Source organism: Lacihabitans sp. CS3-21, assembly GCF_024343675.1.
Taxonomy (GTDB): Bacteria; Bacteroidota; Bacteroidia; order Cytophagales; family Spirosomataceae; genus Leadbetterella.
The window spans coordinates 1-12414 of the sequence record NZ_RJUD01000021.1 but is presented as its reverse complement, the minus strand read 5'-3'; the positions used below and the strand labels follow the sequence as shown (position 1 = coordinate 12414).

The 12414-nt window shown below is 31.7% G+C and carries 11 protein-coding genes; 2 read left to right on the top strand and 9 right to left on the bottom strand.

Annotation, left to right across the window (positions count from 1 at the left end; translation table 11 throughout):
* Nucleotides 1–45: 45 nt before the first annotated feature.
* Nucleotides 46–789, bottom strand: coding sequence for a LytTR family DNA-binding domain-containing protein (locus EGI24_RS12565; protein ID WP_255048771.1), 744 nt, complete (start codon nt 787–789; stop codon nt 46–48).
* 3 nt (nt 790–792) lie between these two features.
* Nucleotides 793–2775 (bottom strand): histidine kinase, encoded by a 1983-nt coding sequence (locus tag EGI24_RS12560; protein WP_255048770.1) that lies wholly within the window; start codon nt 2773–2775, stop codon nt 793–795.
* A 222-nt stretch (nt 2776–2997) separates the two neighbouring features.
* Here EGI24_RS12560 and EGI24_RS12555 point away from each other — a divergent pair, with 222 nt between their 5' ends.
* Both EGI24_RS12555 and EGI24_RS12550 read left to right on the top strand, forming a co-directional pair.
* Nucleotides 2998–4164 carry a hypothetical protein gene (locus tag EGI24_RS12555; RefSeq protein WP_255048769.1) on the top strand — a complete coding sequence of 389 codons (1167 nt, stop codon included), beginning with the start codon at nt 2998–3000 and terminating at the stop codon, nt 4162–4164.
* A 14-nt stretch (nt 4165–4178) separates the two neighbouring features.
* A complete protein-coding gene (locus tag EGI24_RS12550) occupies nt 4179–4502 on the top strand; it encodes a LytTR family DNA-binding domain-containing protein (protein ID WP_255048768.1) in 324 nt (107 codons plus the stop codon).
* A gap of 281 nt (nt 4503–4783) precedes the next feature.
* On the opposite strand, the gene EGI24_RS12545 is transcribed toward EGI24_RS12550, so the two are convergent.
* From EGI24_RS12545 to EGI24_RS12520, 7 genes are all read right to left on the bottom strand, one after another.
* Nucleotides 4784–4930 (bottom strand): hypothetical protein, encoded by a 147-nt coding sequence (locus EGI24_RS12545; protein WP_255048767.1) that lies wholly within the window; start codon nt 4928–4930, stop codon nt 4784–4786.
* 11 nt (nt 4931–4941) lie between these two features.
* Entirely contained in the window at nt 4942–5775 is an 834-nt protein-coding gene (locus EGI24_RS12540; protein ID WP_255048766.1) for a hypothetical protein, read from the bottom strand.
* A 716-nt stretch (nt 5776–6491) separates the two neighbouring features.
* A complete protein-coding gene (locus tag EGI24_RS12535) occupies nt 6492–7385 on the bottom strand; it encodes a hypothetical protein (RefSeq protein ID WP_255048765.1) in 894 nt (297 codons plus the stop codon).
* Between the two features lie 465 nt (nt 7386–7850).
* Nucleotides 7851–8624 carry a hypothetical protein gene (locus EGI24_RS12530; RefSeq protein WP_255048764.1) on the bottom strand — a complete coding sequence of 258 codons (774 nt, stop codon included), beginning with the start codon at nt 8622–8624 and terminating at the stop codon, nt 7851–7853.
* Between the two features lie 260 nt (nt 8625–8884).
* Nucleotides 8885–9007 (bottom strand): hypothetical protein, encoded by a 123-nt coding sequence (locus tag EGI24_RS21985; RefSeq protein ID WP_409035479.1) that lies wholly within the window; start codon nt 9005–9007, stop codon nt 8885–8887.
* Between the two features lie 967 nt (nt 9008–9974).
* Entirely contained in the window at nt 9975–10721 is a 747-nt protein-coding gene (locus EGI24_RS12525; protein WP_255048763.1) for a hypothetical protein, read from the bottom strand.
* A partial coding sequence (locus tag EGI24_RS12520; RefSeq protein ID WP_255048762.1) for a hypothetical protein occupies nt 10718–12414 on the bottom strand: 1697 nt, incomplete at its 5' end. The genes EGI24_RS12525 and EGI24_RS12520, both read right to left, overlap by 4 nt.

Genomic DNA, 12414 nt, shown 5'->3' with positions numbered 1-12414 from the left:
TGATATAAATAAAAAAAGTAAATTAGCTGTTTAAGGGAGATTGAGCTATAAAAATCTATCCATCAACTCGCCCTTTTTTTGTCTTGAGACAGGTAAAAGGTCGCCGTTGTGCATTTTTACTGCTCCACCCTCTGACCGGACAAAGGCCTTCAAATGACTAAGGTTGATTAAGTATGAATGATGTATCCGGAAAAAACCTTGATCGGAAAGTAGGTTTTCGTAGGTAATGAGGGGCTTCGAGGTGAGTACTTTTTGGCCTGAAATCAGATGGAATTCAGAGTAATTTCTGACACTGTTGACATAAATAATTTCCTCGAGCTTCACCACCACAAAGCCATCATTGTTGGGCAGCACTATTTTTCTGATTTGTGTCTGCTCGTAATTTTCCAGAAGAATCTTGAAAGGCGTTTGCTGGGCGTTGGATTCTGTTTTTGACTCCAGTATTCGGTCTATTGTCTTTCTTAATTCCGAAGATTTAAAAGGCTTTACCAAATATCCTACCGCCGAAAACTCAAAGGCTTTTATGGCAAAATGATCGAAGGCCGTCACAAAAACCACCGAAAAGTCCTTTGAATCCAGTTTATTTAATAAATCAAATCCGGTTCCATCGGGCATTTTGATATCGAGAAACAGTAAGTCAAATACTGTATTTTGTATCAAATCGAGCCCTTTTTTGCAATTGTCTGCCTCTCCCACCACCTTCGTAATTTCTCCAAAATGGTCTTCAATTGCCCGCTTCAACAGAAATCGTGCATCCTCCTCGTCGTCGATAATAATGATTTTTAACATGGCCTAATATTCTATAATTAGCTTTACTTCTGTACCTTCAACTTGTCCATTCGCTTCCTTCAATTCTTTAATTTTGAGGGTTCCGCTTTTCCCTAAACGGTTCTTTATCAATTCCATAGCCTTGGATTTGTGGTTTGGGTTTTTCTTGCCTGAATAAAACCCGACTCCATTATCTTTCACACTTATTTCAAGACTGGTGTTTGTTAGCGTTTCAACTTTAACCACGATTTTGCCTCGCTCATTTTTAGGTAAAATCCCATGTAGAAGTGCATTTTCTACCAATGGCTGTACTATGAAAGATGGAATGTTATAGTCGCCATTTCTAATCTCATCACGCAATAAAATTTCATAATCAAACTTATCACCTAGCCGTCGTTTTTCAAGAGAAAGGTAGGCTTCTATGAAATCCATTTCTTCATAAACTTGAATTTTTGTGCGGCCTGTTTTTTCCAAAATATCCCGCATCAGTTGGGCAAAATCAGCTATAAAATCATTGGCAAGGTGGGTTTTACCTTCCACATAAAGTCTTTGGATAGAATTTAAAGAATTAAACAAAAAATGGGGGTTGAGCTGGGCTCTTAAAAGCCGTTGTTTCATTTCAGCGGACTCTTTTATGTTTTTTAGTTTTCTTTGTTTATTCCAAAAATAAAATCCACCCAAAAGAGAGATAATGCCCAAGGTAGCAGCCAAAATAAGATAGTTTTTTTGTTTGATTTGGGCTTCTTTGGTTTGATTTTGAAGAGTGAGTACTTCTATTTCTTTTTGTTTCTTTTCAGTTTCATATTTGGTTTGCAGTTCTGTGATTTTGGCCGTGGTATTGGTGGTATAAAGACTGTCTTTAGCAGCCATTTGGGCTTTTTGGTATTCCAGGGCTTTGGCAAAATCTTTCTCTTTGGTGTATGCTTCTTGTAAAATATTGTACAGATTGGGCAACTCCTTTTCGTTGCTCAGCTGTTTTGACATTTCCAGAGCGAAATTGGCCAATTCAATAGCCCTTGGCGTGTCGTTTAAACCCAAATGATTTCTCGCCAAAGATGTTGTAACCTGCATTTTCAAGAGTTTTGAATTGGAAAGTTCCGCATTTTTCAAAGCTTCCTGCAGGTAAATGTTCGCACTCTTAAAGTTTTTAATAGCATTTTCTACATTGGCCAAATTGGAATACCTTGCCGTTATAGCGGTATAATCTTTCTGAGTTTTGGCCATATTGAGTGCTTCCAAAAAATACTTTTTGGAGGCCAGATAGGCCTTTTTGTTTTCTGATGAATTTTCAACCCGCAACAGATTGATGATGCCCAAATTGGCTAAAGCCACTCCGAGACGATACTGGTCGTTGATTTTTGATGATAAATTTTTTGCCGAAAAAAAGCTCTTTTCTGCCTGATCCAATTGCTTAAAGTGCATTTGAATATTGCCCAAAATTATGCTTGATGCCAGCTCTATTTGAGGCAATTTGAACTGATTAGCTATTTTTAATGCTTTCAGTGCATTTTGGGTAGATAGTTCAAAGTCCGACATTTCTTGATTTACAATAGCTATGCTGTTGTACTGTGCGGCCACTATTTGATTTAGCTTCTTTGGATCTGAAGTGCCATAATGTTTTTCAGCAAAAGTTATGGCTTTTTGATAATTGGCAATGGCTTCTTTAAAGTTTCCCGTTTTGCGATAATATCCTCCAAATGCAGTATGAATAAAGGATAGGAATTTGGTGTCGTTTCGTTTTTGAAATTCCTTATAAACCACGTTGAGAAGTTTAAACGAACTATCCGGATAAGAACGCATGTTGGAATTTGCCAAAAAAAACTGGAAAACACTGCGATTTTCACTATTTCTTTCACCTAAATCCATAGCTAGTTTGGCATATTTTCTTACAGAATCTTGCTGCCCGGCTAAGTAAAAGTTCTCACATTTGTCCAACAACATGGTCTGGGTTTGACCCAAAGCCACTCCTGTTATCAAGACAAAAACAAGTATTAATAAGCTTTTCATTTGCGTTCTATCTAACAAATTTTACCTTAAAATAGCCCTCTTTTTTTTACAATTCCAAACTGCCAAATTTTGGAAAAATAAAGCTTTTACTGCTGGATAAGAAAATCTTACAATTGGTACAGTCAGCAATACATCATGATAATTGAAGAATTTTTAATTTTTTTTTCGAATCAATTTTGCTGTCGTGAGAAAAGTAAAAATTGATCAAAATTTTATTTATTTATGAAAATTATACGAATTGTAGGAGCAGTACTCCTTCTGGCAAACTTTGGTACTTTTGCACAGTCAGTCATCATTAATCCCCAAAGTTTGAACTTACCCAAAGTCACAAACCTACCAGGATGTGCAGTTGCAGATTACGGCAAAGTAGTATTTCTAACCTCCAACAACAAAGCACATGTTTGTAGTGGCAGTGGTTGGGTGGCTGTTGAAACTTCGACTGGAGGCGGTGGATCATTGACCTTACCTTATAGCGGGAGTGGTGCTTTCTCAGCGGCAGGGTTGTCAATCTTAAATACAGCAGGAGGCTTGAACTCTGCTGGTATTCAGGGTATGACCATCTCAGCCGTAAATGGAGCAAACGGGGTTTTAGGCAATGCATTTGAAACCGCTCCATCTGGAAATACTGCGGGTGTAGCTGGTATAAATAACGCATTGAATGCCAATGGTTATGGGGTTTATGGCAAGCACGACGGCGGCGGGGCAGGCGTCTATGGCACAACCAACATTGGCAAAGGCGTTTATGGCCACACCGCTACCAGCGGCGATGCCATGTTTGGTTTAGCAAATAATATAAATGCCCGAGCGGGGGTGTTTGAAAATACGGTGTCAGGCGGTATTGCATTGAGAACGGCAGGTGCTCTAAGGTTTGAAGGACAAAATGCCGCAGCTGGAAGGTTTTTAAGATCGGGAGACAATTTAGGAACGGCTTCATGGTCAAATATTACCCGCACTGAGGTTATAAAAATCCCTGCCTCTGCATTCGTAGCCCATATATCTACCAATTCAATCACCCATGATAACCAAGGAATTGTATTTACTGGCTCCTCGGGAGCAGGCTCTGTTCACGCACCCTTGACGCTCCCAAATGGAGCTACGGTAACACAAATATTATTTTATTATATAGATGGAGATGCCACTTTGGGAATGACATCCTGGGCTATTCAAAAATTTGATCATACTGTTGTTCCTCAGGCATATTCCAATATATTTTCAGGTACAATACCCAATGTAAATGACCCTTTCGGTATTCGAACTCAAGGTATAAATTCAAATATTGTAATTAACAACGAAATAAACTTTTACAGACTAGTATTTGCTATGCCTTTTGATGCTGATTTGAAGTTTTTGGGGGCCGAAGTGAGATACAATTATCAAGTAAATAATTGATAGCGATGAAAACAATGCCCTTGAAAATTGATAGAAAGCAGAGTGTGTATCCAAATGAAGTTTTGTTGTTGAAGGCCAATATCAACTACACTGAAATTCACCTGAACTGTGGGAGAAAAATAATGCTGGCCAAAACATTGAAAGAATTCTATAAAGAATTCGAAAAGTTTGGATTTTTTAGGGTAAACAGATCCGTGGTAATTAACATGAATTTTGTGGTGAAAACGGACGAAAATTTTCAAAGCCTCAAACTTAAAAACAAGCTTCAACTTAAAGTTTCTCGAAGAAGAAGAGACGAATTTAAAGCATCGTTTAGGCAACTCAATGGTGTTCAATAATTAATATGGGAAATATTTCGTAATGGAAATTTAAATAAATACCAAGGTGAATTTTTGCCTTGGTTATTTTATGCATCCTATTGCCATGATTAACCTCCTCAGACCTATCATAGGGTCTATCCCAGTATACCATAATATGCCGAATTAGGAAAACTTATTCCATAAACTCCAAAGATTTTAACACCTTATTTTTTGATCCTTATTTAATTTATCTATTATATTCTGGGTCATTTTTGCAATGCCCTTATATAAATCAGCTATACTATTATAGGTCTCCACTATCACCTCCGCATGGTCATAAACCGCATCGGTGGCTTGTACAAAAATGCGAAAGGCAATGGCCAACTTGGCTCTTTGTTGGACAATGAATAGAATGTGTAGATTTTCAAATAAAAAAACAGCCCGAAGGCTGTCTTTCTATTTTTCATTTAATTTTCTTTTATTCTACATCGCTCTTTTTTATCCAGCCTTCGATGGTTTTTTTGCCGTAATAGCGGATATGTAGCCAATTTTCTTTTTCTTTAATGATCTCTACCTCATCGCCTTTTATGAGGTACATATTAGAAATATTATTTGGCTTTAAATATATATAACTCTTTCTCTCTATTTTTTTGGTGGAAAATAGGAGCTTATATATTTGGTCATTTGTTCCTACTTGAACCCATTTTTTTTTATTAATACAATTTTCATTTTCGGTTTCTAATAATCCTTTCCAAATCAAAATATGAAATTCATTTTTTTTAACTTCAACAATATATGAGTCTAAATCTGCATCTACCATTAATTTGCATTTAGGTAACTTCTTTTCAATCAATTGAATAATTGTTTTCTTGTCTTTATTAAAATATTTTTTTGTGCTGATTATTTCAGAATCTTCATTATTAAGATTAATGTGAAATATGTCAAAGAAATAATCTTCGACTCCAGGTGTTGCATTTTCTATTTTGACATCGTAAACTATTATTATTTCATTGGTATTGTAAAAAATTGTATCAATAGAGTATAAAGTTACGTAAGTCATATTTACAGCCCTTTTAGAAAAGTAACTTTTATCACGCTCTTTCTGATAATTTTCTAATTCTTTTCTTTCTGATTCAAATCTTTTTTTTAGTAAGTTCTTAACGAAGATATTTTCTATAATTGGGATTTCCATACTAATCTCAAATCTCAAAGATTTATTATAATATTGTAAAGTTTCTTTTTTTTGAGAAAAAGAATTAAAGTTTAACAATAATAAAAATAAAATCGTAACCTTACTTTTTAAGTTTCTCATCGTATTTATTTTTTTTAATAAAAGTTGGCATAATTAATTTTTTCATAGTTCATATTTTTAATTTAGTTTAAATTCTATGTGCAATGCGTTTTTACCGTCTCTTGGAGGAAATACTTGACTGGAGTTTACTCCTTCTTCATTTTTTGCTAAATCAATTATAGGCTGAACTTCTTTAGAATATTTTCCTCCAAAATCATTAGAGTTTTTTCCTAAATCAATTGCACCCTTGTTTACCCAGTCTTCGTGTGCAGAAATAAATTTAATATTTATCTGCTTTCAAAATGTTTCGACTTAACATTCCGAAGAGAGATAATCAGGATTTCAAATTGAAATAATTGTTTAAGTAAAACCCTTTTTTTATAAAAGATTTATTCCTTATTAAAATGAAAAGATACTTTTTGGATAATCTCTTTTTAAGAGCTAAATAAGTATAGGATTCTACTGTTTTTTTTAATTTTCTTCAAATTAAAGGTGCTTTTTGTCTTAGATTTTTTTCTAAAAAATAACTTGGAATTACCAGATTCAGAATGTTTTATATTTTCGCCAGCATGACTAAAAAAAGAGCATGTAAACCAAGGAATTTTGATTGATTTAGGGATTTTGATATTATATTCTTATGACGTATAATGACCTTAAAAATCACTTTTTTTTGTCTAAAAATTGACTATTTAATGAATAATCGGGATGCCATTATCATTTTAACTCACGCAAAACATTTAATTAAATGTCCTTAAAAACATTATTGTATTTTTTAATGATTTTGACTTACTCAAATTATGGATAATTTTATATTCTCTATTTAAATAATATTTATTAAAAGTAATATTTCCTTTATTGTTTTTCTCTAAAATCAAACCTAAAGTCATTGAATTTTCTAAGGTTATTTCTAGAATTTCTTGATTACTATTCAAACTTTTTATTTCTATTGATTTAATTAAGTTTTCTGTTTTATAGGTATTTCCCAATAAAAACAAATTAGTATAAAACGGACTATTAAAACTATTTAATAAGAAATAACTTTTTTCCCCTGTAACTTTATTCTTAGAAATTATTATTGCATATTTTTCACTATTTAATTCATAATCGTTTTGACTTAGAATTTTTAAGTTTTGATAATAATCTAAAAAATATTCATTTGTAAAAAACAATTTTCCGCTTTTGCTTATAGGTGTTATACTCTTATTTTCTAATTCTATTTTTCCATACTTATTCAGAATAAAAACTAAGTTTTTTTTCCTAATTAATTCAAGTTTTTTATCATAATCGTATAATATTTCAGATTCCTTTTGTACGATAGATATGTTATCGTTTAAAACTTCAATTTCTGATTCAATGTTAATTCTTCCGAAACTATCTCCCAAATAATCAACAACTAGGGAATCCAAAATTTCTTTTTTGTTTGTAAAAATTTTTAAATAATGAATTAAACAATCATTTTCACCAACTTCAAAATATACAGAAAACCTTACCTTTAATTTGGAATTAGTTTTACTCTCATCTAAAATAAAATATGGAGTCTTTGTTCCTACTGGCTTATTTTTTAATAAAATTTTTACTTTTTCAGGATATTGACATGGTTCTAACAGTTTTCCTCCTGAAAACTTTTCCAATAATTCTCTAGAATTAAATTTTTCTATTTGATTATTTTGGCCTAAACATGAACATGGAAAAAAAACATAAAAAATATAGCAATTTTATTCATACGAAACAGAAAAGTTAGAGCGGTAAGACTGCAAATGTAAGTGGTCACAATTTCGATGGATATAGCTAGTTTGTTTCTTTATTAAGACCTAATATTTACTAAAAATGACGGTATTTGGGTCTGGAAAGAGTCCACTAGAAAATCTGATATATTTCGGTATTACCTTGTTAAGAAGCAATATCTCCATGAAAATCACATTTGTTACTGAAAAAGGGGCTATTTGAGCTTGAAATGGGCCCACTAACTTGATGGACAAATTACCGCTCTGATTTATAAATTTTAACCATAGTAATAAAACATTTTCTAATTTTATTAATGGAAAAACAAATTATTATCCTAATAAAACCTAAAGAACTTTAAATATTAGAAATATCTATTCAACCAAGCAATCATCATTTTCATATAATTTAGCAGTGTATGAAATTGAATTTTTTTCCCACTTTTTAAGATTCAGAATTTTTGGGCAATCTAAATATATTTCTGGTACTCTTTCATAAAACTTTGCTGTTTTGCCAGTATACAGCTTTCCGTCTTTTTCTATAAAATATAATGTAGGCAATCCGCTTATTATGCTAGTATTTTGAGAGAAACTCTCGAGTATTTTTACTTTTTTATTAATATTAGAATTACTTTTTACATTATTAAAACTGGAATTATTATTTAATTCTTTTTTCAATACAAGCAAAATAGCTGATTCGTTTAGTTTACCACTTTTATCATATGATTTTAAATAAACAAAACATGTATTATTATCATTTATTAATTTATATGGATTAACTAAATTATCACAAACTCCATTTCTAGGCACAAAATATATTTCATATATATTATTGAATGGAATTTCTTCTTTATAATTGGTTTTCGGATCCTTAAAGATAAAAGATGTAATTTTCCCATTCATAAAAGCAATAGTTGAGGGAGCATTCCAGCTAGTAAAATAGCCTATTTTCATTGATCCATCTTTCAATTTAAAATAGCTGAGTTTCGTAGTGTCGCTCTCTAAAAAATCGATATTATTTAAAACGTTGTCAGTAGTTTTATTAAATGAATCATAGGCTTTATTAACATCTTGCCTGGTTATTTGTCCAAATAACTGCACATTGAAGGCACTAAATAAAATGAGGGAGATAAATATAGTTTTGTTCATTTTTAAAAAAAGAGGTGATTTATAAATAATATTTAAAATTAAATTCTTAATATAGACTTCCTATAACTTAGAAGGTCACAACAATTGATTAGAAATTGATTGTTTTGTGATGGAATGGAGCCCAAATACTAGTGAACCTATTAGATTTGGTAACCCCAAGAAAAGTCATCAAAATAATGCAATTAGAATTTTTAGTTTCATTCTTAAAAGTAAATTCTTATAACAACCCAAAGCAAAATCATTCTTCTAGTAGAAGAAATTCAACAACGATTAAGCCTTTTCAAATGTGTTTTAAGCGTGAGATTCATGCGTTTTATAAAATTAGTCGCTCTGTTTTTTGTTTTGTGTATATCTTTATTTATTAGGTATTTATAATTGACCAACTTGTCAGAATATATCTTTTTTTGGGATTGAAAGAGTAACGATTTCTATTAGTTTCTAAGTGTTTTTTGGGTTCTGGCTAATATATTGAAACTCATTTTTTTCCTTCTTTCCTTATCTAAGGCATAAACAATCCAATTAAGTTTCTCTTTCCTTATTAAATAAGTCCTTATTTCTTTAATTTTTATGTTTTATCCTTTGAAATAGGTTGTTGAGTGATTTTGAGGTAATTTCTTTGATTCTTTTCAGCAAAGTTGTGGGTGATATATTCAGTTGTCTTGCTGAGCTTAAAATACCTACACCCTCCTCTATAAGCAAAACAATATTTTGGTTAATCTCTTGTTAATAAGCTTTTTTAAGTATAGAATTCAACTTTTGTGGTTTTACATTTTTTACAAAAATAGCATTGTTTTTTTTGAGATCTTTACCATAAATTATCATACAAGTGTCACATTCACAATGTTTTATATTTTCAGTAATTTTTTTGGAACATGATCATGCTAAAGAAGCAATTTTGGTTGATTGGAGGAGATGAATTGTATCTTGTTAAGATGCAATATTACCTGAAAATCATATTTTTGATTGTAAAAGTGGCTATTTGGATTCGAAATGGGGTATCAACATTATTGACATAGTACATGGATCTGCAAGAAGCATAGAAGACCAAAAGGGGCCTTTTTTCATTGGCTCCGCTTGTGTGTTATTAGATTTCATACATTCTGTGGTGTTTCCAATAATTGAGATGGCTTTAAGAATTTGTTGCCTTCTTCTCAACTGAAATCCATCTTTGGTATTTGGATAGTGCAAATCGAAAGATTTCAATGCGATTTCCAGTTTAGATTTGGCATTTTTGTTTAATGTCTCAAACTTTTTTTTCTCAGAATTGGGTAGGTAATCAATAGAAAGTGTAGATTTTCAAATAAAAAACAGCCCAAAGGCTGTCAATGTATTCTTGATTTAAAATTTCTTTTATTTTACATCACTCTTTTTTATCCAGCCTTCGACTACTTTTTTGCCGTAATAACGTATATGTAGCCAATCTTCTTTTTCTTCAATTATTTCGACTTCATCATCCTTTAATAAGTACATTTTTGTCTGCTTATTTGGTTGGGAATAAATAAAGGATTTTTGAACATGAATGCTTCCTTCTTTTTCTCCCAAAAATTCTAAATATGTTTGCCAATGGTCTTTATTCTTTTTAAGAGAAATTAATACATAGTCTGGAATTTCATCTACCTTTTTATAAACATCTGGTTCCATATTGAAGTATAATTCAAGAGTTTTTTGATGATTAGGTAATTTTTCATGAATATTCCATTCGCATTTACGAGTGGGTTGAAACAAATAACCCAAACTATCATATCCAATCTTATTTTTTGAATTATCATTTTTGATTAATTTATCATAAAAAAAAATATACTTCCCATTGGGTTTTATATCTAAAATATACTTGGGTTGAGGCTCATTTATCAGAACATCCCAAAATCCAAAATAGGTGTATGGGCTTCCTTCAATATCAATAGAATTATTCTTTTTCCAAAATGTAATTTCTAATTGTTTATTTTTCTTAAATAAACTAAATACTTTAAATGTTGTTTCCTTACCATTTGATGGCAAAAATTCCCATATTCCCTCATATTTAATATAACTATTTTGCGAAAAAATATTATATGAAAATAAAATTAATAGGGTTGTTAAAAAATATATATTTTTCATTTTTTTAAAATATTATAAGCATTATTAGTTAATGTGATTCTTACATCAATTCCATTATAACCACCGTTTATCGCTTTCGAAACTTTCTTAATACTGCTATCTGTCACTTTATTAGCTTCCTCATTTGCACTTACGCTACTCCAAAATGCCAAGGAAGATTTCATTGCAAAGTCTAAATCTGTAACTAGTAATTCTCTGGTGGATTCACATTCATCAGAGTCGCAAGTAAAGTCTTTTTTATTATCTGGAAACGTTTTATTCCAATTAGACTCTAAAGTTTCATATTTAGCTTTTCCAGTTAAATGCATAAATGCTCGGCCTCTAAACCTGTAACCATCGCCTGTTTTGGGCGGCCCATTTCCATTTCTACAAGAATAAACATAATCGAATAAATTTCTTGAATTAAGGTATTTTTCTTTAACTTCTAATTTTGAATTGTATATTTTAATGGCTGGATCACAAGGAGATGGCTCATTGGCATTACCACATTTATCAATATCAGTTTCATATCCTTTGTACAAAGCACAATATTTAATATTCCCTTCAATATTTTCTACTTTACCAAATACTTTCACTATCCTTTCTTTGGTACTATATAAAGCACCTTCTTTTAACGATGACAAATTACTCTCAGCACCGATTTGCCCAATAAAATGTGCCAACCGCTCATTTGAAGTTAATCCGTATTCATCAGCATATTTGACTATTAACTTTGCTACTTCAATGCAGCGGGATAATGGAGTAATATGTTTTCCATTTTTATCAACAAAGATATCATACAACTGCTTTCCAGTAAGTTTTCCTTTTTTTGGACTAAGATAATCGTAAACGGTCTTTACATCCTTTATTGTTCCATGGACTGCCAAAAGCTCTTTTTTGCTGGCCTGGGCACCTACAAAAAGTAGTTTATCTTTAGTATTGTCTTTGATGTTTTCTTCTGAAAACTCATTAAGATTTATGGTAAAATCACCTTCATATCCTAAAATAAAATGCTTGAGTTGTGTGGTTTTTCCATTTAATTTTAAGCTTACATTATCTACTTGATAACGCTTTGAATCTACTTCGGGTTTTGGAGCTGTGAATCTATCGGCTATGGCTTGCATTTTTGCTAAATGTAAATCAAAATTGGGTTTCAAATTAAGGGATTCAGGTTTATTATCTTTAGACTTGTTTTTGACGTCTAGCGTAAATTTTGTCACATCCAAAATTTCTTTTGCAAATTTACCTTCCTCTTCCGTTAAGGCCACATTGTCTTGAAGTAATTGAAAATCAAATTCTGCAAGTTCTGAAAGTGAATCTGAACATGGATCAGCAAGAGGCATAGAAGACCAAATTGGGCCTTTTTTCATTGGCTCCGCTTGATTCTTATTTGATTTCATACATTCTGTGGTATTCCCAATAATTGAGATGGCTTTAAGAATTTGTTGCCTTCTTCTCAACTGAAATCCATCTTTGGTATTTGGATAGTGCAAATCGAAAGACTTTAATGCGATTTCCAGTTTAGTTTTGGCATTTTTGTTTAATGTCTCAAACTTTTTTTTCTCAGAATTGCTCAAAATCAAACCATTGCTGAGTTTATTAAGCATTTTTTTTGCGTTGTCTTTCACTCCATTGAGCAAATCGCTAAAGTTATTATATGTCTCCGAAATCACCTCCGCATGGTTATAAACTGCATCGGTGGCTTGTACAAAAA

Excerpts from the sequence above, each read along its gene's own strand:
- EGI24_RS12565 (WP_255048771.1), bottom strand. The coding sequence starts at position 789 with ATGTTAAAAATCATTATTATCGACGACGAGGAGGATGCACGATTTCTG.
- EGI24_RS12560 (WP_255048770.1), bottom strand. The coding sequence starts at position 2,775 with ATGAAAAGCTTATTAATACTTGTTTTTGTCTTGATAACAGGAGTGGCT.
- EGI24_RS12555 (WP_255048769.1), top strand. The coding sequence starts at position 2,998 with ATGAAAATTATACGAATTGTAGGAGCAGTACTCCTTCTGGCAAACTTT.
- EGI24_RS12550 (WP_255048768.1), top strand. The coding sequence starts at position 4,179 with ATGCCCTTGAAAATTGATAGAAAGCAGAGTGTGTATCCAAATGAAGTT.
- EGI24_RS12545 (WP_255048767.1), bottom strand. The coding sequence starts at position 4,930 with ATGAAAAATAGAAAGACAGCCTTCGGGCTGTTTTTTTATTTGAAAATC.
- EGI24_RS12540 (WP_255048766.1), bottom strand. The coding sequence starts at position 5,775 with ATGAGAAACTTAAAAAGTAAGGTTACGATTTTATTTTTATTATTGTTA.
- EGI24_RS12530 (WP_255048764.1), bottom strand. The coding sequence starts at position 8,624 with ATGAACAAAACTATATTTATCTCCCTCATTTTATTTAGTGCCTTCAAT.
- EGI24_RS12525 (WP_255048763.1), bottom strand. The coding sequence starts at position 10,721 with ATGAAAAATATATATTTTTTAACAACCCTATTAATTTTATTTTCATAT.